A 23,127-nucleotide genomic window follows, 5' to 3' on the forward strand; every position below is an offset into this window, starting at 1 on the left:
CCGTCCCGGATATTATCCTGCTTGATGACGCAGCCTTTGCGGCTGATGAGCGTTGTGATGCGTTCGGCCGACCGGCCGCCGCAAATGATCGAACAAGGGTGTCACAGCACATGACTCGTAAGGTAACCAAGGCCATCTTTCCCGTCGCTGGTCTGGGCACGCGCTTTCTTCCGGCGACCAAAAGCATCCCCAAGGAGATCATGACCCTCGTCGATCGCCCGCTGATCCAGTATGCGATCGACGAAGCGCGGGCTGCAGGCATCACCGAGTTCATCTTTGTCACCTCGCGCGGCAAGGGTGCGTTGGAAGATTACTTCGACCACGCCCATGAACTGGAAAGCAGCCTTAAGAAATCCGGCAAGACCGACTTGCTGGAATCCCTGCGCGGCACGAACATGGAATCGGGGGCCATCGCCTATATCCGGCAGCACAAGGCGCTTGGCCTGGGCCATGCGGTCTGGTGCGCGCGCCGCCTGCTGGCCGATGACGAACCCTTCGCGGTGGTGCTGACCGACGATGTGATCATGGGCGACCCGCCCTGCCTGCAGCAGATGATCGAGGCTTATGGCGAAACCGGCGGCAGCATGGTTGCCACGATGGAGGTCGCGCCCGAAAAGGCCCAGGCCTATGGCGTGCTGGACGTGGCCGAGGACATGGGCGCCATCGTCAAAGTGCGCGGCATGGTGGAAAAGCCCCCCATGGGCACCGCCCCGTCGAACCTGGCGGTGATTGGACGCTATATCCTGGCGCCGACTGTCATGCAGAACCTGAACAAGCTGAAGGCCGGATCGGGCGGGGAAATCCAGTTGACCGATGCCATCGCCGACGACATTGCGGCGGGGCGCGATGTGTTCGGCCTGCGCTTCCGGGGCCAGCGTTTCGACTGCGGATCCAAGGCAGGCTTCCTACAGGCCACCGTGGCATTCGGCCTGGAACGCGACGAACTGAAGGAAGAATTTGCCGAATACCTGCACGACATCATGTCGATGCGCCGGGCGGCCGAATAATCCATGGCGCCCAATGTTCTGGTGACGGGGGGTGCGGGCTATATCGGCTCGCACGCCTGCAAGGCCCTGGCTGCGGCGGGATATATCCCAGTCACGCTGGACAATCTGTCCACCGGCTGGCGCGATGCGGTCCAGTTCGGACCCTTCGTGCAGGCCGATCTGCTGGACCGCACAGCCCTGGACGCGGCCTTTGCCGAATACCGTCCGATGGCCGTGCTGCACTTCGCCGCCCTCAGCCAGGTGGGCGAGGCGATGGCGGAACCCGGCAAATACTGGCGCAACAATGTCAGCGGATCGCTGAACCTGATCGAGGCCGCCATTGACGCGGGCTGCCTGGATTTCGTCTTCAGTTCCACCTGCGCCACCTATGGCGATCGCGACGGAGAGGTTCTGGACGAGCATACCCCCCAGGCTCCGCTGAACGCCTATGGGGCGTCCAAGCGCGCGATCGAGGATATGCTGGCCGATTTCGGTGCATCCCATGGGCTGCGCTCGGTGATCTTCCGCTATTTCAACGTGGCGGGCGCCGATCCTGACGGCGAGGTCGGCGAGCATCATCGTCCGGAAACGCATCTGATCCCGCTGATCCTGGATGCGGTGGATGGCAAGCGTGCGGCCCTGACCGTGCATGGGACCGATTACCCCACCCCGGACGGCACCTGCATCCGCGACTATGTTCATGTGATGGATCTGGTGGATGCCCATGTGAAAGGCCTGGAATGGCTGCGCGCTGGACGCGGCAGCCGGGTGTTCTGCCTGGGCACCGGATCGGGCTTTTCCGTGCGAGAGGTCGTGGACGCCACCCGCCATGTCACCAACCGCCCTGTGCCCATGGTCGATGGCCCGCGCAGGGGCGGGGACGCGGTCAAGCTGGTCTGCGGCAGCACACGCGCCAAGGCGGAATTGGGCTGGCATCCCGGCCGGTCCACCATGCAGCAGATGATCGCCGATGCCTGGCGGTGGCATCAGAACGGCACCTATCAGGCGTGACCGGCGACCGTGCCCCGGCGTTCCGGCGGGCTTGGTCGGCCTGGCGCCAAGGCTGGAAACGCCGAGAACTGCTGTGGCGCTGCCTGCGGGCGGGCCGGGATCTGGCCCCACTGGCCGACCGCACGGCGGCGATCCGGCCCGACAGCATCCTTTGCTTCGCAACCCTGCGGAACGAGATGCTGCGCCTGCCCGAATTCCTGGATCATTATCGCCGGCTGGGCGTCGGAAGCTTCCTGATCGTCGATAACGCCAGCACCGACGGGACCGGGGATTTCCTGCGTGGCCAGCCCGATGTTTCGTTGTGGCAGGCGCCGGGCAGCTACCGAAGCGCGCGTTTCGGGATGGACTGGCTGGGCGCGCTGCTGTTCCGCCATGGGCACGGCCATTGGTGCGTCACGGTCGATGCCGACGAACTGCTGATCTATCCCGAATGGGACCGCCATCCGTTGCCGCGCCTGACCGCCCATCTGGACGCCGCCGGTTGCCCGGCCATGGGGGCGATGATGCTGGATCTGTATCCGCGCGGTCCGCTGGGCCAGGCCGATGCCGGACCGGGGGCGCCCTTGACCGAACGCCTGCCCTGGTTCGATGCCTCCCCTTATCGGTGCCGGATGGTGCCGCCCAAACGCAACCGGATCCTGCATGGGGGCGTCCGCGAACGGGTCTTCTTTCCGGGCGATCCCGACCGTGGCCCGACGCTGAACAAGCTGCCCCTGCTGCGGTGGAACCGGCGATACGTTTACGTCAATTCCACCCATTTGGCTTTGCCCCCCCGGCTGAACGACCATTACGACGGTCCCGGCGACCCGCGCCTGTCAGGGGTGCTGCTGCACGGCAAGTTCCTGCCCGACAGCACCGCCCGCGCGTCCGAGGAACTGGTCCGAGGTCAGCATTTCATCGACCCCCAGGACTATCGCGCCTATCACGGTGCAATTGCCCAGGCGCCCGTCCTGTGGCACGAGGGATCGGTCCGATACCGGGATTGGCGGCAACTGGTCGATCTGGGGCTGATGGGCGGGGGCGACTGGTTGTCATCCAAAGGTTGACTGCGGATTAACCATCTTGCCAAATGCGTGCATCCAACGCATTCGGGCATCATGACAATCAGGCGAAACGGTATGGATCGGAGGGCGCGGCAATGCGGGGCATAGGCGCGCATCCGATCGCCGCCCGCTTGCGCCGGAGGGTTGAACGCCAGCGCCTGATCCTGCGCGGGATCCGGCGTCGCGGTTCCCTGCGCTCCTTGGCTGATCGTACCAGGCAGATCGGGCAGGGTGATATCCTGTGCCTTGTGACATTGCGCGACGAACGCTCGCGGCTGCCGTGGTTCCTGGATTATTACCGGGCCATGGGGGTGCGCCACTTCCTGATGGTGGACAACGACAGCGGGGACGGCAGCGGAGATTACCTGCGCGACCAGCCGGATGTGTCCTTGTGGTGGACGGACGCCAGCTACAAGGGCTCGCGCTTTGGCATGGACTGGATGAACTGGCTGCTGCTGCGCCACGGCCGGGGGCATTGGTGCCTGACGGTCGATCCCGACGAATTCCTGGTTTATCCGCATATGGGCCATCGTCCCCTGGCGGCGCTGACCAGCTGGCTGGACGCGACCGGACGGCGGTCCTTTCCGGCGATGCTGCTGGATATGTATCCCGAAGGCCCCATCGAGGATGCGATCTGCGCCGAGGGCGAGAACCCCTTCGACATCGCCTGCTGGTTCGACCCGGCCAATTACTCGATCCAGAAGAACCCCCATTTCGGCAATCTGTGGATCCAGGGCGGGCCGCGCACGCGAGCGTTCTTCACCCACGATCCCCTGTCCGGGCCTGCCCTGAACAAGATCCCCCTGGTGAAATGGGACGCGCGCTACGCCTATGTCAGTTCGACCCATATGCTGCTGCCGCGCGGGTTGAACCTGGTCTACGACGAAGACGGCGGCGAACAGATTTCGGGCTGTCTGCTGCACGCCAAGTTCCTGTCGTCCTTTGCCGCCAAATCGGCCGAGGAACTGGACCGCAGGCAGCATTACGGGGGCAGCGGGGAATACCGCGCCTATCACGCGGGCCTGCACCGGGGCGTGCAACTGTGGTGCAGCGAATCGCGCCGGTACCGCGATTGGCAGCAGTTGGAGGATCTGGGCCTGATTTCCCGGGGGAACTGGGCATGAAGGCGCCCGCGACCGTGCGGCTGGGCGTGGTGTTGCTGTGCCATGGCGATCTGGGCATGGCGGCACGGCTGGCACGGATCTGGACGGATGGCGGGGCGCGGGTGGCAATCCATGTGGATGCCAAGGTGTCGGGCGCGCGGGCGGCCGGACTGCGCCAGGCATTGAAGGATTGCGACAGGGTCATCTTCAGCAAGCGCCATCGGTGTTCCTGGGGCCGCTTCAGCCTTGTGCGCGCCACCCAGGATGCGGCGGCGGAACTGCTGGCGCGCTTTCCCGACACGACCCATGTCTATCTTGCCTCGGGTGCCTGCCTGCCGCTGCGGCCGGTTGGCGAACTGGCCGCCTATCTGGCCGCCGATCCTGACCGCGACCATATCGAGAGCGTCAGCAGCCATGACGTGGGCTGGACTGTCGGCGGGTTGAACGAAGAACGATTCACCCTGTTCTTTCCCTTTGACTGGAAGCGGCACCGCTGGCTGTTCGACCGTTTCGTGACCTGGCAACGCAGGCGCGGCATTCGCCGAAGGATGCCCGCCGGGCTGATCCCGCATCTGGGGTCGCAATGGTGGTGCCTGACGGCGCGCACCCTGCGCGCCATTCTGGACGATCCGCAACGGCCCGCCTTTGACCGGTTTTTCCGGTTCACCTGGATCCCCGACGAAAGCTATTTCCAGACCCTGGTGCGGCGCCATTCCACCAAGCTGGAAAGCTGGTCATTGACCATGGCCAAGTTCGATCACACCGGACGGCCTTATTCGCTTTATGACGACCATATCGACATGCTGGCCGAATCGCGCTGTTTCGTGGCGCGCAAGGTCTGGCCGGGGGCATCGCGGCTATTGTCGCATTTCCCGCTGCCCGACCAGGGCCAGCCCCAGGTCGATCCGCCCCAGCCCGCGCGGATTTCGCGCATCATCAACCAGACGGTGCATCGCCGCGTGCTTGGCCGGCCGGGCCTGTATATGCAAAGCCGCTTTCCCCGCAAGGACGCCGAGAACGGCAAGACCTCGGCCCCTTATGCGGTAATCCAGGGCCTGTCGGACATCTATCCGGGGTTCGAGGATTGGCTGCGCGGGCATCTGTCCTGCCAGGTCCACGGCCATTTGCTGGGACCGGAAGGGGTGGAATTCGCAGGGCGTGCCCGCATCGGTCCGGGGGCGATCTCGGCGGATCCGCTGATCCGCGACCGCGATCCGCAGGGGTTCCTGACATCCCTGATCCGCATCACCGACCGGATGCAGGCGTTCCAGTTCAGCCCGCGCGACAATCAGGCGCTGAACTGGTTCATCGCCACCGATCCCAATGCCCATATGCTGGTCGTGTCCGGCGCATGGAAGCTGCCCCTGCTGCATTCGGGGATGCCCTTCGACGACGTGCGCCGGGTCTTTGCCCAGCTGCAGCGGACCGAGCTTGAGCAGCTGGAGGTGCTGAATTCCGTCTGGGTCCGCGCGCGCCTGCATCATCACGACCTGGGCGAATTCCTGTTGAACCCCCGACCGATCCTTCAGGATTTCCTGTTGCAGATCGACCCGCATTCCGCGCCCGTGACCATGCTGCCCGCGATGCGCGACCTGACGGGGCTGGACGGGATGCTGCGGCGGTTGCGCAATTCCGGCCTGCGCCCGCGCCTGACGGGCGAGGATCTGCCCCCCATCGAACTGCTGACCACTGAAAGGGCGGCTGCCGAATGACCCAGGGGTTCCGCAGCTTTGTCATCTTTGCCGGGATGCGCACCGGGTCCAACCTGCTGGAGGCGACCCTGAACGCCGTCAAGCGCGTCACCTGCTTTGGCGAGGCGTTCAATCCCTACATGATGGGCTGGCCCGGCAAGGACGAGATGCTGGGGATCACCCGCGCCGCGCGCGAGGCGGACCCCCTGTCCCTGCTGGCGAAGCTGACCGACAAGCCGGGGCATCTGCCGGGGTTCCGCTATTTCCACGACCACGATCCCCGCGTGCTGGAACCCATCATCCAGGACCGGGGCTGCGCCAAGATCATCCTGACGCGCAACCCGCTGGACAGCTATGTCTCGACGCGGCTGGCCTGGGAAACGAACCAATGGAAGCTGAACGAGTCGGAAACGCCGATTCCGGCCCGCATCACCTATGACGGCGAGGAATTCCGCCGGACCCTGTCCGAAGCCGAGGAGTTTCGCCGCCATGTCGTCAGCCGCTTGCAGGCAACGGGGCAGACGGCGTTCCATCTGGGCTTCGACGATCTGCGCGACGGCGATGTGATCACGGGCCTGCTGCACTGGCTGGGCCGCACCGATCTGGCGCGCGTGGAACCGGCCCGCGACCAGGTGCCCCAGAACCCGCAGGAACTGGCGCAGAAGGTCGCCAATTTCGACGCGATGCAGGCCGATCTGCGCGACATGGATCCGTTCCTGCTGCACCGCCTGCCCGTGTTCGAACCCCGGCGCGGGCCTGCTGTGCCCAGTTTCCTGGGAGCGGACGCGGGACGGGGCCTGCTGTTCATGCCGGTCAAGGGCGGGCCGGAACAGGCGATCCGGGATTGGCTGGACAGGCTGGGCCCAGTCGCGGACGGCTTTACCCAGTCGACCCTGCGCCAATGGAAACGCGCCCGTTCCGGCCATCGCAGCTTTACGGTCCTGCGCCACCCCCTTTCGCGGGCATGGGATGCCTTCGACCACCTGCTGGCCCGGGGCAATCCCGAACAGCGCGAGGTTCTGCGCCGTCTCCACCGCGTGGCCCTGCCGCCAGACGATGCGCTTGCGGCCCTGACGGGCGACGCGCGCATCGCCGTATTCGCCGATTTCCTTGGATTCCTGCGGCGAAACCTGAATGGCCAGACATCGCTGCCCACCCATCCGACATGGGCCAGCCAGACCGAGGTTCTGTCGGGCTTTGCCCGCTTTGCCACCCCTGACATGGTGGTCAGGGAAGACCGCCTGACCGAGGATCTGGACCATTTGTCCCGCATGGCAGGCATTGCCGATGCAAAGCTGGAAACGGTTGCGCCTGCCCCCGTGCCGGACGCGCTGCGCGACAAGTCCCTGATTGACGCCGCGCAGGCTGCATACCTGCGCGACTATGTCACTTTCGGCTTTGACCCGATGCCCTAGCCCTTCAGCAGCGCGGCCAGTTCCGCCTGCTTTTCGCGCACCAGATCCGCATCGCCATCGGACTCCAGGTTCAGCCGCACCACCGGCTCGGTGTTGGACTTGCGCAGGTTGAAGCGCCAGTTTCCGAAATCCAGAGACACGCCGTCCAGGTCGTCGCGGCTGTCGGCCTGGGGCTCGTATTTCTCGATCAGCCGGGCAATCGCCGCGTCGGGGTCATCGATGTGATAGTTCGTCTCACCGGATGACGGGTAAAGACGCATCCGCTCCTCCAGCAGTTCGGCCAGCGTCTTGCCCTTGCGCGACAGCAGCTCGATCATCAGCAGCCAGGGGATCATGCCGCTGTCGCAGTAATAGAAGTCGCGGAAATAATGATGCGCCGACATCTCTCCGCCATAGATCGCGCCCACGTCGCGCATCTTGCGCTTGATGAAGGCATGGCCGGTCTTGCTGACGACTGCCTGCCCGCCCGCTTCCTCGATCATGGCGCGGGTGTTCATGATGACGCGGGGATCGTGGACGATCTTTTCGCCGGGTGATTTTTCCAGGAAGGCCGCGCCCAGCAGGCCGACGATATATTCGCCGGGAATGAAGCGGCCGTTTTCGTCGAAAAAGAAGCAGCGGTCGAAATCGCCGTCCCAAGCCACGCCCAGATCGGCCTTTTCCGCCTTCATCCGCTCGACCGTGGGGGGCTGGTTCTCGTCCAGAAGCGGATTGGGGATTCCGTTGGGAAAGCTGGAATCGACATCATGGTGCATCCGCACGAAGGTCAGCGGTGCGCCGCGCCGTTCCAGTTCATCGGCAATGGCGTCAAAGGTCGGCCCGGCAGTGCCGTTCCCGGCGTTGACCAGGATCTTCATCGGCTTCAAGGCCTGCACATCCACGAAATCCGCCATGGCCTTGGCATAATCCGCCCGGGCATGGCTGAAATCGGTGACGCTGCCCTTGGTTGCGGGGGCAAAGCTGCCGGATGTCGCCAATTCGATGATCGGCGGCAGTTCGGTCGCCGGATCCAGCGGCGCGGAGCCCCGGCCCACGATCTTCATGCCGTTGTAGTTGATCGGGTTGTGGGACGCCGTGACCTCGATCCCGCCATCGGTGTCGTGGAAGCCGGTGTGGAAATAGACCTCCTCGGTCCCGGCCAGGCCCAGGTCCAGCACGTCTGCCCCGCCGTCGGTCAGCCCCTCGATCAGCGCCGCCGCCAGTTCGGGCGAGGTGGCGCGGCTGTCGCGGCCCACCACGACGCGTTTCGCCTGGCGGGCCTGCGCAAAGGCGCGCCCGATGCGGTAGGCCACGTCGGCGTCCAGGTTCTTGCCCAATTCCCCCCGCACGTCGTAGGCTTTGAAACAGGTGATCTCTCGGGGTCCGAGGTTGCTGCGGTCGGTCATGGGCGCGGATCCTTTATGCGCGAGGTTGGTTCAATCGCTAACAGCTTGGCCCGGATTTTCAAGGCAATGGTCCTTTCGGATCAAGTGACGCCGGGCACTGGCCGCGATAATGGATGGCAAACGCACGGAAGGGCAAAATGGACACAAAATCTTTGATCGCCGCCTATTACGATGCCTTCAACGCGGGCCGCACCGACGACATGCTGGCCCTGCTGCATGACGAGATCGAGCATCATGTGAACGAAGGCGGCATTCGCCGGGGCAAGGCGCTGTTTGCCGAATTCAACGCGCATATGACGGAAAGCTACAAGGAAACCCTGACCGACATGGTGATCTTCGCCAACGAGGCAGGCGACCGGGCAGCGGCGGAATTCGTGGTCAACGGCACCTATCTGAAGACTGACGAGGGTTTGCCGGAAGCCAAGGGCCAGACCTATCGCCTGCCTGCGGGCACCTTCTTCACCATTCGCGACGACAAGATCGCGCGGGTGACGACCTATTACAACCTGTCCGACTGGATGCGGCAGGTCGGCCAATGACCGTCACGACGCGCGTCCTGACAGGCGAGGCGCTGGCCGCCGCGCTGGAGGATGTCGCGCGTCTGCGCATCCGGGTATTCCGGGATTTCCCCTATCTCTACGACGGGGACGCCGATTACGAACGCGATTACCTGCGCGCCTATCAGTCGCCGGGCGCGGTGGTCGCGGTGGCGATGGACGGCGAAAAGGTCGTGGGGGCGGCGACCGGCGCGCCCATGGCCGATCATGCCGCCGATTTCGGGGCGGCCTTTGCGGACCGGCCCGAGCCGATGGAACAGATCTTCTATTGCGCCGAATCGGTGCTGCTGCGCGACTATCGCGGCCTAGGCATAGGGCACGCCTTTTTCGACGCGCGCGAGGCCCATGCCCGCAAGCTCGGCCTGGCCTTCAGCGCCTTTTGCAGCGTGATCCGCCCTGCCGATCATCCGGCCCGGCCGGGCAATTACCGGCCGTTGGACGATTTCTGGCGCAAGCGCGGATATGAGCCGCTGCCCGGCGTCACGGCGCGTTTTTCCTGGAAGGATCTGGGCGAGGTGACTGATACCGAAAAAACCCTTCAATTCTGGATGCGCCGCCTGTGAAGATCGCCGCCGCCGCTTATCCCATAGACTGGTTCGACAGCTTCGCGGACTACGAGGCCAAGCTGACCGCCTGGGTCGCCGATGCCGCAGGCGCGGACCTGCTGGTGTTCCCCGAATACGGCGCGATGGAACTTGCCTCCTTGGGCGGGCGCAAGGTGGCCGGCGATCTGGAGGCTTCCCTGCACGAGGTCGCCCGGCATTGGCCACAGGTTCAGGCGCTGCATCAGCGGCTGGCGGCGGCCCATGGCTGCCATATCCTGGGCGCGTCAGGTCCGGTGTTCGAGGGTCCGCGCCCGGTCAATCGCGCGGTGCTGTATGGTCCCGAGGGCATCATCGGCCATCAGGACAAGCAGATCATGACCCGATTCGAGCGCGAGGAGTGGCACGTGACCGGCGCTTCCGGCCTGCGGGTGTTCGACACGACCCTGGGGCGGATCGGCATCCTGATCTGCTATGACAGCGAATTTCCCCTGTTGGGCCGGGTGCTGGCGCAAGCGGGGGTGGAACTGCTGCTGGTGCCAAGCTGCACGGATGCGGTGGCGGGTTTTTCCCGCGTGCGCATCGGCGCCATGGCCCGTGCCCTGGAAAGCCAATGCGTCGTGGTCCAGGCGCCCACGGTCGGGGCCTGCGACTGGATGCCCGCCCTGGATGAAAACCGGGGACGCGCGGCGATCTATGGCCCGCCCGATGGCTTCTGGCCGGAAACCGGCATCATCGCGGAAGGCCCGATGGACCAGCCAGGCTGGGTTTTCGCCCAGGTCGATCTGGCCCGGGTGGGGGACAGCCGCCGCAATGGCGCGGTCCTGCCCTTTGCCCATTGGCCCGAAAGCGAGGGCGCGAGGCTGACGGGCACGGAAACCATTTCTTAACCATTCGCGTTTTATTGGTCATTGGCGCTGTTCATGGCGTCTTTCCGTGCCATATTCCACGGCCATGCTGCATATCACGAACACCATCACCATTGAGGAGTGGGAACTGACCGAACAGTTCACCAGATCCCAGGGACCGGGCGGGCAGAACGTCAACAAGGTCGAAACCGCGGTCGAACTGCGGTTCGAGGCCGCGCGGTCCCCGAACCTGCCCGATGCCGTGAAGCGCCGCCTGGAACGGCTGGCGGGGCGGCGATGGACGCGCGACGGCGCGGTGGTGATCCTGTCCCAGGAAACCCGCAGCCAGGCCCGAAACCGCGACATCGCCCGCGAAAGGCTGGCCGAGCTGATCGGCCGCGCCGCCGAACCCGTCAAGCGCCGGGTTGCCACCAAGCCCACCTGGGGCAGCCAGTTGCGGCGTCTCAAGGCCAAGTCCACGAGGGGAGAGGTCAAGGCCCTGCGCAACCGGGTCGAGGACGGCGAATGACCGCGCTGCGCCATTCGCTGGGAATGCTGTTCGGGCGCCGTCCCCCCGCGATGCAGGTTGGCGCCATCTGCCGCTGCGTCAGAACGGGCGAGGTGGTCCTGGTCACAAGCCGGGGTACGGGCCGCTGGGTGATCCCCAAAGGCTGGCCGATGGAGGGCAAGACCCTGCCCGCCGCCGCTGCCACCGAGGCGTGGGAGGAAGCGGGCATCGAAGGGCGAATGCACGACACCGAACTGGGCCGCTATCGTTACAACAAGGAACAGGACCGGGGCTATTCCGTCCCGGTCGAGGTGCGCGTCTTTCTGATGGATGCCGACAGCCTGCGCGCCGATTTTCCCGAGGCGAAACAACGCAAGCGCCGCTGGTTCAGCCCCCAGGACGCAGCGCGGCACGTCGCCGAACCGGGCCTGCGGGAAATCCTGCTTGCATTGCCGCCCCTGCGCGGCTGACATCGGGGCATGACGCCGCCGCCCGACCGCCAATTTGATGTTCTGGACAAGGATTTGCGGCGCATCACCGTCGCGGAATCGGCTCAGTTCCACGCCGTCCGTCCGGTTTTGCGATTGGGCGCCGGCATCCTGCTGGGCGTGGCGCTGATCTTTCTGGCCCTGGGCGTCACCGGGCAGCAGCCCGGCCTGATCGCCATCGGCGCAGGGGCCATCGTGGCGGGCTGGCTGGGCTTGTCGATCGGGGCAAACGACATCGCCAACTCGCTTGGTCCCGCCGTGGGCGCGGGGGCGATTGCCATCGGTCCGGGGTTGATCCTGGTGGGCCTGGCGGAAATCGCCGGGGCAACGCTGGCCGGTCATGCGGTCACGCACCGGCTTGCCGACGGGATCGTCCAGATCGCCGTTCTGGAAAGCGGCGCGCGGGGGCAGGTGATGATGCTGGCTGCCCTGATAGGCGCAGCGGCCTGGATCACCATCGCCACGGGGGCCAGCCTGCCCGTCTCGACCTCTCATTCCATCGTCGGTGCGATTGCCGGGGCGGGACTGGCGGCGGCAGGGGCCTCGGCCCTGTCCTGGGGCGGCATCCTGGCCATCGCGCTTGCCTGGGTGGTGACCCCCTTTGCGGCGGCGCTGCTTGCGGGGGCCTTGCTGGCCCTGCTGCGCATCCGCGTGGCCGAGGCGCCGGATCGCGGCCGGGCTGCAAAGGCCTGGTTGCCCCCCCTGATCGGCACGATGGTCGGCCTGTTCGTGGCCTATGTCGCGACCCTGTTGCCGGTCTTGCCCCTTCGCCTGCCCGTGGCGCTGCTGCCGGGCGCAGTCGCGGGCCTTGCGGTGGCCCTTGTGATGCGCCGCCGCCTGGATCAGGCAATAGCGAAGGGAGAAGGCAAGCCCGGCATGAAGCGCATCCTGCGCCAGCCTCTGTTGTTCGCCGCCGTGATGATGGGTTTCGCCCATGGCGCGGGCGATGCGGGCAATGTCGCGGGTCCGCTGCTGGTGATCCTGACGCCTGCGCAGGCGGGGGCCTTGCAGGTGCCGCTGTTCATGCTGGCACTGGCCGGGGGGATCATCGCGCTTGGGGCGTTTCTGTTCGGGCGCCGCCTTGTCGGCATGGTCAGCGAGGGGATCACCCGCCTGAATGCGGTCCGCGCCTTTTGCATCACGCTGGCCACGGCGATGATCGTGCTGGCGGCGTCTGCGCGCGGGCTGCCGGTGTCATCGACCCATGTGGCCGTAGGCGGGGTCTTTGGCGTGGGCTTTGTGCGGGAAATGCTGGACCGGCGCGGCAACGCCACGCGCGCCGCCCCCCTGCCGGCCGAGGAGCGCCGCCGCCGGATGCTGATCCGCCGCAGCCATGTTGCCACGATCACCCTGGCCTGGGTGGTCACGGTGCCGATCACGGCGACTTTGGGCGGGTTGTGCTGCCTGGCGATGTTGTGGGTATCGGGGGTCTGACGATCAGACCACGACATCCATTCGGGCCTGCTGGCCCACGTCGAAGACGCGGCGGTAACGCGCGATCTCGTCTGCGGGGCCGGTCGCCTTGGCGGGATTGTCCGACAGCTTGACGGTCGGGCGTCCATCGGCGGACACCGCCTTGCAGACCAGACTGAAGGGTGCCAGCCCATCGCCCGCGACAAGGCCACGGAAATCGTTGGTCAGCAGCGTGCCCCAGCCGAAGCTGACCTTGACCCGGCCATGGAACTGATGGTGCAGTTCCACGATCTTCTGGACGTCCAGCCCGTCCGAGAAGATCACCAGCTTCTGGCGCGGATCCTCGCCCCGCTCGCGCCACCAGCGGATCGCGGTTTCCGCCCCCGTCGCCGGGTCGCCGCTGTCGATGCGGATGCCGGTCCAGCCCGCCAGCCAGTCCGGGGCGCCCGCCAGGAAGCCTTCGGTCCCATAGGTATCGGGCAGGATCAGCCGCAGGTTCCCGTCATGTTCCTCGTGCCAGTCGGCCAGAACCTCGTAGGGGGCGCGGCGCAATTCCTCGTCCGTGTCGGCCAAGGCGGCATAGACCATCGGCAGTTCATGGGCATTGGTGCCGATGGCCTCGATGTCGCGGCGCATGGCGATCAGGCAGTTCGAGGTGCCGGTGAAGCGTTCGCCCAAGCCCTCGATCATGGCCTGGACCGCCCAGTCCTGCCACAGGAAGCTGTGGCGTCTGCGCGTGCCGAAATCGGCGATCAGCAGGTCGGGCAGGGTGCGCAACACCTCGATCTTTTCCCACAGGCGGGTCATGGCGCGGGCGTAAAGCACCTGCAATTCGAACCGGCCCAGGGTTTCCAGGACGGCGCGGGACCGCAATTCCATCAGGATGGCCAGAGCGGGGATTTCCCACAGCATCACCTCGGGCCAGCGGCCTTCGAAGGTCAGTTCATACTGTCCGTCGCGCTTTTCCAGGTGATAGGGGGGCAGGCGCAGGTTCTCCAGGAACTCCATGAAGTCAGGGCGGAACATCTGGCGCTTGCCGTAAAAGGTGTTGCCGCGCAGCCAGGTGCCTTCGCCCCGGGTCAGCGACAGGCCGCGGACGTGATCCAGTTGTTCGCGCAACTCGCCTTCGTCGATCAGGTCGGCCAGGCGGATGTCGGTCGAACGGTTGATCAGGCGGAACCGGACCACCGTGTCGGGTCGGTTGCGAAAGATCGACTGGCACATCAGCAGCTTGTAGAAATCCGTGTCGATCAGCGACCGCACGATGGGGTCGATCTTCCATTTGTGGTTATAGACGCGGGTGGCGATATCGGCCATCGGCTTACTCCAGGGTGACGCCTGCGGCACGCATATCGGTGCGGGCGCGGTCAAGGCTGCCGTTCAGGTCGATGGCCCGGGTGGCGGATTCGATCACGGTGGCCGCAAAGCCCCCCCTGGCCGCGTCCATCGCGCTCCAGGCGACGCAGAAGTCATGGGCAAGGCCCACAAAGGTCAGGTCCAGCAGACCCCTGTCGCGCAGGTATCCGGCAAGGCCCGTGGGCGTCTGATGGTCGTTTTCGAAAAACGCGGAATAGCTGTCGATCTGCGGGCGGAATCCCTTGCGGATCACCAGATCAACGCGCGACAGATCCAGGTCCGGGTGGAAATCCGCGCCCTTTGTGCCGATCACGCAATGGGCGGGCCACAGCACCTGGGGGCCATAGGGCATCTGCGCCACGCTGAACGGTTCCGCCCCCGGATGGTTGGCGGCGAAGCTGGCATGGTTCGCCGGATGCCAGTCCTGCGTCAGGACAACCGCGTCATGATCGGCCATGAGCGCGTTGATGGGACCGACGATCCCGTCCCCGTCCGCTACGGCCAAGGCGCCGCCGGGGCAAAAATCAGCCTGCATGTCGATGACGATCAGCGCGCGCGGCATTGCCTTCCCCTTTCCAAGGATGACCATGCCTAGAAACTGCCGGGCACAGGGTCAATGGCTTGCAGAACCGGGCGTTGCTGGCTAAGGCCGCCGATATGCTGACCGTTGCCGCCCTTTATCACTTTACCCGCTTTCCCGATCCCGCCGCCCTCAAGGGGCCGCTGGCCTTGGTCGCCTGCGCGAACGGCGTGCGCGGCACGCTGCTGCTGGCGGCCGAAGGGATCAACGGCACCATCGCCGGGACGCGGGGCGGCATCGACGCGGTGCTGGCCCATATCCGCGCGCTGCCCGGATGCGGGGCGCTTTCGTGGAAGGAAAGCACGGCGGAGGCGATGCCCTTTGGCAAGATGAAAGTGCGGTTGAAACGCGAGATCGTGTCGATGGGCCAGCCCGACGTCGATCCCCGTGCCGCGGTGGGCCATTATGTCGAGCCTGCTGCCTGGAACACCTTGATCAGCGCCCCCGATGTGGCCGTGATCGACACCCGCAACGATTACGAGGTAGCCATCGGCACCTTTGCGGGCGCCGTGGATCCCGGCACGCGCAGCTTTCGCGACTTTCCCGCCTGGTGGCAGGCCAATGCGGACCGCTTTGCAGGCAAGCGCGTGGCGATGTTCTGCACCGGCGGCATCCGCTGCGAGAAATCGACGAACTATCTGCTGTCGCAGGGCGTCACCGACGTGTTCCACCTGAAGGGCGGAATCCTGAAATATCTGGAAGACGTGCCCGAAGACGACAGCCTGTGGCAGGGCGACTGCTTCGTTTTTGATCAACGGGTCAGCCTGACCCATGGCCTGCAACAAGGCCGCCATGTCCTTTGCCACGCCTGCCGCCGGCCACTTGCCCCCGAGGATCGGGCGCGGCCCGAATACGAGGACGGCGTCTGCTGCCACCGCTGCGTGCATGAATATGACGACGCCGACCGGGAACGGTTCCGGGAACGGCAGCGTCAGTTCCGTCTGGCCGAGGATCGGAAAACCCTGGGCCCCGCTTAGCGGGGGTTTTGCACCCCCACACCCCCGCAGGATACTTCCACCAGGCAAAGAGCCGCTGTTTCCCCGGCCTTTGGCCTGCACATCATGAAAAAACCGCCGCAGGCGACTTGGGCAGCGCCCTTATCGCCCCGTCCCCAGGCCCCCCGCTGAAATCGCGGCCATGTTGAGGATGTCGTTCACCGTCGAGGTGGTCGAGCAAAGCTGAATCGATTGCGGCACGCCGGTCAGGATCGGGCCGATCACGGTGGCCCCGGCCATTTCCTGCATCAGCTTCACGCTGATCGATGCAGAGTGGCGGGCGGGTACGACCAGGACGTTGGCAGGCCCGGTCAACCGGCTGAAGGGATAGCGCGCCATGGAGTCCGCGTTCAGCGCCACGTCCACAGTCATTTCCCCTTCGTATTCGAAATCGACGCCGCGGCGGTCCAGAACCTTGGGAGCCTCGGCCATCTTGATGGCGCGTTCGCTGACGGGATAGCCGAAGTTGGAAAACGACAGAAAGGCCACGCGCGGCTCCAGCCCCAGGCCGCGCGCGACGGCGGCCCCGCGCGTGGCGATGTCGGCCAGATCCTCGGCCTCGGGCCATTCATGGACCAGGGTATCGCCGATCAGCACGATCCGGCCCTTGTGCAGCACGGCGGTGATGCCGACTGCCCCGTCCTGCGGGCGCAGGTCGAAGACGGTGCCCAGTTGCGCCAGCACCGGCGCGTTCTTGCGGGTAGCACCCGTGACAAGCCCGTCGCCATGCCCATGCGCCAGCATCAGCGCGGCAAAGACGTGGCGGTCGCGGTTGGCCAGCTTGTGCGCGTCTTCCCGGTCCACGCCCTTGCGTTGCAGTCGGGCATAAAGGAATTCGTGATAGGCATCGAGGTGGCGGGAGTTCGCCGCATTGACCACGGACAGCTCTCGCACCGCATCAGCGAGGCCCACGGCTTCCAGCTTTTCCTTTACATCGGCCTCGCGGCCCACGACCAGGGCCTGGCCCATGCCGCCGCGCTGCCAGGCGACGGCGGCGCGCAACACGCGCGGATCGTCGCCCTCGGCGAAGATCATGCGGGCCTGGCTTTGACGAGCGCGGGCGTGGATGCCTTGCAGGATCGCCGCAGTCGGATCCATGCGGTTCTTCAGCGACTGGACATAGCCGTCCATGTCGATGATCGGGCGCCGTGCAACGCCCGTGTCCATGCCTGCCCTGGCAACCGCGGGCGGGATCACATGGATCAGGCGCGGATCGAAGGGCGTCGGGATGATGTAGTCGCGCCCGAATTGCAGCTTGCGGCCATAGGCCACGGCGACCTCGTCCGGGACATCTTCTCGTGCGAGCTTCGCCAAGGCCTCGGCGCAGGCGATCTTCATCTCGTCGTTGATGGCGCGGGCGTGGATGTCCAGGGCGCCCCGGAACAGATAGGGAAAGCCCAGGACGTTGTTCACCTGGTTCGGGTAATCGCTGCGGCCCGTGGCTACGATGGCGTCAGGGCGGACGGCATGGGCATCCTCGGGCGTGATCTCGGGGTCGGGGTTGGCCATGGCGAAGATGACCGGGTTGTCGGCCATCGAGGCCACCATGTCCTGCGTGACCGCGCCCTTGGCGCTGACGCCCAGGAAAACGTCGGCGCCACGCATCGCCTCCTCCAGCGTGCGGGCATCGGTCACGACCGCATGGGCCGATTTCCACTGGTTCATCCCCTCGGTCCGGCCCTGGTAGATGACGCCCTTGGTGTCGGCCATGATGCAATTGTCATGCCGCGCGCCCATGGATTTAAGCAGCTCCAGGCAGGCGATCCCGGCGGCGCCCGCGCCGTTCAGGACGATCTTCACGTCCTCGATCCTCTTGCCCGACAATTCCAGCGCGTTCAGCAGGCCCGCCGCGCAGATCACCGCCGTGCCGTGCTGGTCGTCGTGAAAGACCGGGATGTCCATCATCTCTTTCAGGCGTTGCTCGATGATGAAGCATTCGGGCGCCTTGATGTCTTCCAGGTTGATGCCCCCGAAGGTCGGACCCATCAGCTTGACGGCATTGATGAACTCGTCCGCGTCCTCTGTGTCCAGTTCGATGTCGATGGCGTTCACGTCGGCGAAGCGCTTGAACAGGACCGCCTTGCCTTCCATCACGGGCTTGGAGGCAAGCGCGCCAAGGTTCCCCATCCCCAGGATGGCGGTGCCGTTGGAAATCACCGCGACCATGTTGCCCTTGGTGGTATAGTCATAGGCGGTTTCAGGTCGGTCGGCGATGGCCTGGACGGGCACCGCGACGCCGGGCGAATAGGCCAGCGACAGGTCGCGCTGCGTCGCCATGGGAGTGGAGGCGACGATGTCGAATTTTCCCGGACGCGGCTCCAGGTGATAGGCCAAGGCCTCCTCGGGGGTGATGCGGGCGCTGCGGGGGGACTTGTCGGTCATCGGGATCCTCCGGGGGGACGGTGGTCCCGTTTAACGTTACGTCACCGCTGGCTCAACAGGCTTTGCAGGCAAATCTGTGTCGCGGGAACCGTGAAAATGCCCGGATCAGACCGAAATATTGACAAAGCTGTCGCGCAGCGCGGCGGACCAGGCCGCGCTCATCCTTGCAAAATCGGCGTCACCTTCCAGAATGCGGCGGCGATGCGTGACGGCGCAGGCGTCCCGTCCGATGATCGCCAAGTCCAAGGGCATTCCGACCGACAGGTTGGACCGCAGCGTCGAATCCATCGAGAGCAGCACGGCTTTCTGCGCATCGGCCAGATTGGTCGCGGGCGTCACCACGCGGTCGAGGATGGGCTTGCCATATTTGTGTTCGCCGATCTGCAGAAAGGGCGTGTCCTCGGTCGCCTCGATGAAATTCCCCTCGGGATAGATAAGGAACAGGCGCATATCGCCGCCGCACCGCTGGCCCGCGACGATCATGCTGGCCGACGCCTGCTGGCGCAGGTCGCGATGTTGCTCGGCGATTTCCCGACGTGTGCGCGACAGCGTGTCGCCGATGATCGTGGCGACCTGCAACATCGTCTGCGCCTTCATGATCGAGGTGGTCTCGTCTGCCATCTCGTCATGGATGGCCTCGTTCAGGCGCGCCAGGGTGGTTTGCGTCACCGACAGGGATCCGGCAGTCATCACCACGATGCTGCGTTCGCCCGGCTGTTCGAAAAAGAACATCTTTCGATAACAGGCGATATTGTCCAAGCCTGCATTGGTGCGCGTGTCCGACAACAGCACAAGTCCGGCATTCAGCTTCAAGCCGACGCAATAGGTCATGGCTGCGTCTTTCCCGTCATGATCGCGCTGCAATCTAGTCGTCGCGGGGACAGGTCGCAATCCGTCCTTTCCGTTCCCTCTGGCTTAAATATCCGCAGGGCTTCGGAACGCCCGGAAAGGTCCAGTGGATCTTTTCAGCAGAGAAGGGGCCGGCAGGCCTTTTCAACTTTGCGTCTGGCTTTGACTTTGGGTCTGGAAGCGTTCCACTTCCTCGACATTGACCGCGACATCCATCGTCTCGATGCCCTGGCCCGCGGCGATCCCGCGGATGGGGGCCGCGTCGGACGCATCCAGCCCTGACCCCAGGCGGACATAGCGTTCGTCGGGACAGCACTGGTTTGCCGGATCAAAGCCGATCCAGCCCAGACCGGGAACGTGGATCTCGGCCCAGGCATGGGCGGCCTCGTGCGCCTCGCCCTCGGTCGTGCTGTGCAGATAGCCCGACACATAGCGCGCGGACAGGTCACGCAGGCGCGCGACGGCGACCAAGGCATGGGCATGGTCCTGGCAGACGCCTTTGCCCTGTTCCAGGGCCTCGGCCGCGGTGGTGTGGAACTCCGTCTGGCCGGGGACATAGGCGATGGCGCCCGATACCGCCCCCGACAGCTTATGTGCAAGGTCCAGCGAATCCGATGGGTCGGTGACTGCCGCCGCCAATTCGCGCAGCCCTGCCTCGGGCTGGGTCGCGGGCGTGTCGCGCAGATATGCAAGCGGGTGGATCAGTTCGCGATGCCCGCGCAGCACGCCGGCGGTGTCGCGTGTCTCGACCCGGCCCGTCACGGTGACGGTGACTTCCCCGGTTGGCCCGCGCACGGTCCAGCCTTCGATCCAGTCGCCGGCCCCATCGCGGAAACCGGGGCCGCGAATGCCGCCCTCCACCTCGATCGCCCAGTCATGCGTCCGCTGGCCTTCGGAAACCGAGGGGGTCAGCCGCAGGCTTTGCACCAGGTTCCTGACCGGCCGGTCATAGCGGTAAACCGTCCGATGAAAGATGCGCAGCTTCATCACGATCCCCCCAAAAGATAATCCTCGTGCACCAGGGACGAGATCGTGCCGATCTCGGTGATGAACCAGGTCAGGAATTCATGCAGCCCTTCGTCGAAGATCATGTCGATGTCATGGGCCTGCAGGCGGGACAGCACCTCTCGTGCCTTGTCCCGCGCATTGGTCGGCACCGTTTCGCCATATCGCTTGGCAAGCCCTTCCAGGTTCCAGACCGCCTCGTAAAGCGAGGTGATCAGCGACCGGGGGCTTTCGCCGTTCAGGATCAGGAAATCCGCAACCCGCCCTGCCGTGATGTCGCCCCCATAGGCCCAGTGATAGGACCGGTGCGCCGACAGCGCCCGCAGGATCACCTGCCATTGATAGGTGTCCAGGCCCGATCCGACGAATTCGATCCGGGGCAAAAGCACATAATACTTTACATCCAGCAGCCGGGCGGTCGCGTCCGCCCGTTCCAGGCCATAGCCGAGATTCATGAAATGCCAGCCGTCGTTGCGCAACTGCGTGGCATTGATCGCGCCCCGCACGGTCGAGGTATAGCTGGTCGTCACATCCGTCAAAGAGGCCATGTCCAGCTTGTCGCGGGGCGTCTTCTCGATCTTGCGCAGATCCTGATAGGCCATGTTCAGCGCGTCCCAGACCTGGCTGGTCAGCGCGGTCCGCACGATCCGCCCCGCTTCGCGCGCCTTTTCGGTGCAGGACATCACCGATGACGGATTTTCCCGGTCGAAGAAGATGAATTCCTCGATGTTTTCCTGGCTGATCTCGCCATATTTGCGGGCGAACAGGTTGGCCGAACCCGATGCCTGCAACAGCGAGTTCCATTCGTTCTGATACCCCGAGGCGGTGTTCGGCAGCAGCGTGATGCGCTGGCCCACGTCCAGCAGGCGGGCGGCGGTGTCGGCGCGTTCCAGGTGCCGGCCCATCCAGAACAGGTTCGCGGCGGTGCGGCTGAGCATATACGTCCCCTTATTCCGACAAGACCCAGGTGTCCTTGACGCCCCCGCCCTGCGACGAGTTGACGACAAGGCTTCCCTCGCGCAGCGCCACGCGCGTCAGGCCGCCCGGCACCAGCTCGATCCGGTCGCCGCACAGGCAATAGGGGCGCAGGTCCACGTGGCGCGGGGCCAGCCCTTCGGCGACAAAGGTGGGGCAGGTGGACAAGGCCAGGGTCGGCTGGGCAATATAGTTGCCGGGATCGGCCTTTATCTTGGCACGGAAGGTCTCGATCTCCTCCTTGGTGGACCGGGGACCGACCAGCATTCCGTAACCGCCCGATCCATGGACCTCTTTCACGACAAGGTCGGGCAGGTGTTCCATGACATATTTGTAATCGTCGTCTTTCCACAGGGTCCAGGTCTGGACGTTCTGCAGCAACGGCTCCTCTCCCAAATAAAAGCGGACCATTTCCGGCACAAAGGTATAGATCGCCTTGTCGTCGGCCACGCCCGCGCCCGGCGCCGAACAGATCGACACCCCGCCCGAGCGATAGACATCCATCAGCCCCGGAATGCCCAGCATCGAATCGGGGCGGAAGCACAGCGGATCCAGGAAGGGATCGTCGATCCGGCGATAGATCACATCGACGCGCCTGGGCCCCTGGGTGGTGCGCATATAGACGAATTCGCCGTCCACGAACAAATCCGCGCCTTCGACCAGTTCGACGCCCATCAGGTTGGCCAGGAAGCTGTGTTCGTAATAGGCGCTGTTGAAATGGCCCGGCGTCAGGACGACGCAGGTCGGACGGTCGTGGCATTTGGCGGGCGCCACCGATTCCAGCGTGCGGCGCAACAGGTCGGGATACTGGTCCACGGGTTCGATCCGATTGCCGCGGAACAGGCCGGGGAACATCCGCATCATGATCTCGCGGTTTTCCAGCATATAGCTGACCCCGGACGGGGTGCGGCAGTTGTCCTCGAGGACATAGAACTCGTCCTTAGCGGTGCGCACCAGGTCGATGCCGATGACATGGGAATAAACGCCGCGCGGCGGCACCACGCCCACCACGGCCTTTTCATAGGCGTCGTTCTGGTAAACCAGCCGGGCGGGAATGCGGCCCGCGCGCACGATCTCGGCCCGGCCATAGACATCGCGCAGGAATGCGTTCAGCGCCCGCGCGCGCTGCTTGATGCCGCGTTCCAGGCGGCGCCACTCGGCCTGTTCGAAAACGCGCGGCATCATGTCAAAGGGGATCAGCCGGTCGGGATCGCCCCCCTCGCCATAGACAGCGAAGGTGATGCCGATGCGGCGGAACAGGGCCTCGGCCTCGGCCTGCTTCATCTGCCGGAAATCCGCCGGCATTGTTTCGACCCATTGGCTCAGCCGTGCATAGGGTTCGCGAACCTGCGATCCCTCGAACATCTCGTTGTAATAGGTCATGTCTTCACCCGCTGACACCGGACCCTTCGCGGGTCTTCTTCCCCCGATGATCGGAGACGGCCTTGCCCAAGTCCACACAGGAATGGTGGTTCCTGCATGAAAGTTCCGCAAGACAGTGTCGTCGGCGGGGAAAGCTTTGCCGAAATGTCAGGCGTTTGCCAAAGATTCGGGCGCTGCAGGTGCGGTGGGGAATCCGTTCCTCCGGCGTGGGCGTCGCTTACCGGATGGTAACCTTTCGGAGGTAAGGCTGATCCCTGGAAGCGCAGGGGAACAAGATGCAGCTAATCGTCACCGAAACCGAAACCCAACTGACCGTCACCGTGGACGAAACACGCATCGACGCCGCCATCGCCACAAGGTTCAAGGACCGGCTGCGAGAGATCGTGTTGCGGGGCCGCAAGCCCGTCCGCCTGGATATGCGCCGCGTCGATTTCATGGACAGTTCCGGCCTTGGCGCGATGATCGCGGTCCGCAAGGCCTTGCCGGAATCGTTGCCGCTGGTGCTGGAAGGACTGACGCCCAACGTGGAACGCGTGTTCCGCCTGACCCGGATGGACAGCGTGTTCGACATCAGGCCCGCCGCCGCCCCGCAGGAATAGTGACAACGATCCC

22 protein-coding genes are annotated in these 23,127 nt (G+C 65.0%); 14 read left to right on the forward strand and 8 right to left on the reverse strand.

The features are described from left to right. The first annotated feature begins 110 nt into the window (after nucleotides 1–110). From Q5701_RS02590 to Q5701_RS02615, 6 genes are all read left to right on the forward strand, one after another. Complete coding sequence (locus Q5701_RS02590) at nucleotides 111–1,007, forward strand: UTP--glucose-1-phosphate uridylyltransferase (RefSeq protein WP_306753600.1); 897 nt, start codon at nucleotides 111–113, stop codon at nucleotides 1,005–1,007. A 3-nt stretch (nucleotides 1,008–1,010) separates the two neighbouring features. Next, complete coding sequence (galE, locus tag Q5701_RS02595) at nucleotides 1,011–1,997, forward strand: UDP-glucose 4-epimerase GalE (protein WP_306753601.1); 987 nt, start codon at nucleotides 1,011–1,013, stop codon at nucleotides 1,995–1,997. Continuing rightward, nucleotides 1,994–3,043 carry a glycosyltransferase family 2 protein gene (locus Q5701_RS02600; RefSeq protein WP_306753602.1) on the forward strand — a complete coding sequence of 350 codons (1,050 nt, stop codon included), beginning with the start codon at nucleotides 1,994–1,996 and terminating at the stop codon, nucleotides 3,041–3,043. The genes galE and Q5701_RS02600 overlap by 4 nt, the downstream gene beginning before the upstream one ends. A 92-nt stretch (nucleotides 3,044–3,135) precedes the next feature. Continuing rightward, nucleotides 3,136–4,164, forward strand: a complete 1,029-nt coding sequence (locus tag Q5701_RS02605; protein WP_306753603.1) for a glycosyltransferase family 2 protein — start codon at nucleotides 3,136–3,138, stop codon at nucleotides 4,162–4,164. Then, a complete protein-coding gene (locus Q5701_RS02610; RefSeq protein ID WP_306753604.1) occupies nucleotides 4,161–5,855 on the forward strand; it encodes a DUF5927 domain-containing protein in 1,695 nt (564 codons plus the stop codon). The genes Q5701_RS02605 and Q5701_RS02610 overlap by 4 nt, the downstream gene beginning before the upstream one ends. Further along, nucleotides 5,852–7,249, forward strand: a complete 1,398-nt coding sequence (locus Q5701_RS02615) for a hypothetical protein (protein ID WP_306753605.1) — start codon at nucleotides 5,852–5,854, stop codon at nucleotides 7,247–7,249. The genes Q5701_RS02610 and Q5701_RS02615 overlap by 4 nt, the downstream gene beginning before the upstream one ends. Here the strand turns inward: Q5701_RS02615 and Q5701_RS02620 are convergent. Then, nucleotides 7,246–8,634 (reverse strand): phosphohexomutase domain-containing protein, encoded by a 1,389-nt coding sequence (locus tag Q5701_RS02620; RefSeq protein WP_306753606.1) that lies wholly within the window; start codon nucleotides 8,632–8,634, stop codon nucleotides 7,246–7,248. The two genes, Q5701_RS02615 and Q5701_RS02620, sit on opposite strands and share 4 nt — an antisense overlap. A gap of 137 nt (nucleotides 8,635–8,771) precedes the next feature. On the opposite strand from Q5701_RS02620, the gene Q5701_RS02625 reads away from it, so the two are divergent. The 6 genes from Q5701_RS02625 to Q5701_RS02650 all read left to right on the forward strand — a co-directional run bounded on the left by Q5701_RS02625 (nucleotide 8,772) and on the right by Q5701_RS02650 (nucleotide 13,011). Beyond that, a complete protein-coding gene (locus Q5701_RS02625) occupies nucleotides 8,772–9,173 on the forward strand; it encodes a ketosteroid isomerase-related protein (protein ID WP_306753607.1) in 402 nt (133 codons plus the stop codon). Beyond that, nucleotides 9,170–9,754, forward strand: a complete 585-nt coding sequence (locus Q5701_RS02630) for a GNAT family N-acetyltransferase (RefSeq protein WP_306753608.1) — start codon at nucleotides 9,170–9,172, stop codon at nucleotides 9,752–9,754. The genes Q5701_RS02625 and Q5701_RS02630 overlap by 4 nt, the downstream gene beginning before the upstream one ends. Continuing rightward, nucleotides 9,751–10,623, forward strand: a complete 873-nt coding sequence (locus Q5701_RS02635) for a carbon-nitrogen hydrolase family protein (protein ID WP_306753610.1) — start codon at nucleotides 9,751–9,753, stop codon at nucleotides 10,621–10,623. Before Q5701_RS02630 ends, Q5701_RS02635 begins: the two co-directional genes overlap by 4 nt. 64 nt (nucleotides 10,624–10,687) lie before the next feature. Next, nucleotides 10,688–11,110, forward strand: coding sequence for an alternative ribosome rescue aminoacyl-tRNA hydrolase ArfB (gene arfB, locus Q5701_RS02640; protein ID WP_306755327.1), 423 nt, complete (start codon nucleotides 10,688–10,690; stop codon nucleotides 11,108–11,110). Continuing rightward, complete coding sequence (locus Q5701_RS02645; RefSeq protein WP_306753611.1) at nucleotides 11,107–11,559, forward strand: NUDIX hydrolase; 453 nt, start codon at nucleotides 11,107–11,109, stop codon at nucleotides 11,557–11,559. Before arfB ends, Q5701_RS02645 begins: the two co-directional genes overlap by 4 nt. Before the next feature lie 9 nt (nucleotides 11,560–11,568). After that, nucleotides 11,569–13,011 (forward strand): inorganic phosphate transporter, encoded by a 1,443-nt coding sequence (locus Q5701_RS02650; RefSeq protein WP_306753612.1) that lies wholly within the window; start codon nucleotides 11,569–11,571, stop codon nucleotides 13,009–13,011. Nucleotides 13,012–13,014: 3 nt separating this feature from the next. On the opposite strand, the gene pncB is transcribed toward Q5701_RS02650, so the two are convergent. After that, nucleotides 13,015–14,307, reverse strand: a complete 1,293-nt coding sequence (pncB, locus tag Q5701_RS02655; RefSeq protein ID WP_234854618.1) for a nicotinate phosphoribosyltransferase — start codon at nucleotides 14,305–14,307, stop codon at nucleotides 13,015–13,017. Between the two features lie 4 nt (nucleotides 14,308–14,311). Continuing rightward, nucleotides 14,312–14,908, reverse strand: coding sequence for a bifunctional nicotinamidase/pyrazinamidase (pncA, locus tag Q5701_RS02660; RefSeq protein ID WP_306753614.1), 597 nt, complete (start codon nucleotides 14,906–14,908; stop codon nucleotides 14,312–14,314). Nucleotides 14,909–15,003: 95 nt separating this feature from the next. On the opposite strand from pncA, the gene trhO reads away from it, so the two are divergent. Continuing rightward, nucleotides 15,004–15,903: an oxygen-dependent tRNA uridine(34) hydroxylase TrhO gene (gene trhO, locus Q5701_RS02665; RefSeq protein ID WP_306755328.1), complete on the forward strand. Its 900-nt coding sequence runs from the start codon at nucleotides 15,004–15,006 to the stop codon at nucleotides 15,901–15,903. Between the two features lie 120 nt (nucleotides 15,904–16,023). Here the strand turns inward: trhO and Q5701_RS02670 are convergent, their stop codons facing one another. The 5 genes from Q5701_RS02670 to Q5701_RS02690 form a co-directional block, all read right to left on the reverse strand. Next, nucleotides 16,024–18,303: an NADP-dependent malic enzyme gene (locus Q5701_RS02670; RefSeq protein WP_306753615.1), complete on the reverse strand. Its 2,280-nt coding sequence runs from the start codon at nucleotides 18,301–18,303 to the stop codon at nucleotides 16,024–16,026. Nucleotides 18,304–18,408: 105 nt separating this feature from the next. Beyond that, nucleotides 18,409–19,134: a proteasome-type protease gene (locus tag Q5701_RS02675; protein ID WP_234854624.1), complete on the reverse strand. Its 726-nt coding sequence runs from the start codon at nucleotides 19,132–19,134 to the stop codon at nucleotides 18,409–18,411. Nucleotides 19,135–19,296: 162 nt separating this feature from the next. Then, nucleotides 19,297–20,139 carry a transglutaminase family protein gene (locus tag Q5701_RS02680; protein ID WP_306753616.1) on the reverse strand — a complete coding sequence of 281 codons (843 nt, stop codon included), beginning with the start codon at nucleotides 20,137–20,139 and terminating at the stop codon, nucleotides 19,297–19,299. After that, entirely contained in the window at nucleotides 20,139–21,095 is a 957-nt protein-coding gene (locus tag Q5701_RS02685; protein ID WP_234854628.1) for an alpha-E domain-containing protein, read from the reverse strand. Before Q5701_RS02685 ends, Q5701_RS02680 begins: the two co-directional genes overlap by 1 nt. A gap of 10 nt (nucleotides 21,096–21,105) precedes the next feature. Then, nucleotides 21,106–22,515: a circularly permuted type 2 ATP-grasp protein gene (locus tag Q5701_RS02690; RefSeq protein ID WP_234854629.1), complete on the reverse strand. Its 1,410-nt coding sequence runs from the start codon at nucleotides 22,513–22,515 to the stop codon at nucleotides 21,106–21,108. A gap of 275 nt (nucleotides 22,516–22,790) precedes the next feature. Here Q5701_RS02690 and Q5701_RS02695 point away from each other — a divergent pair, with 275 nt between their 5' ends. Further along, nucleotides 22,791–23,114 carry an STAS domain-containing protein gene (locus Q5701_RS02695; protein ID WP_234854630.1) on the forward strand — a complete coding sequence of 108 codons (324 nt, stop codon included), beginning with the start codon at nucleotides 22,791–22,793 and terminating at the stop codon, nucleotides 23,112–23,114. Nucleotides 23,115–23,127 lie beyond the last annotated feature (13 nt).

Origin of the sequence: Paracoccus actinidiae, from assembly GCF_030863885.1 — a bacterium.
Taxonomy (GTDB): domain Bacteria; phylum Pseudomonadota; class Alphaproteobacteria; order Rhodobacterales; family Rhodobacteraceae; genus Paracoccus; species Paracoccus everestensis.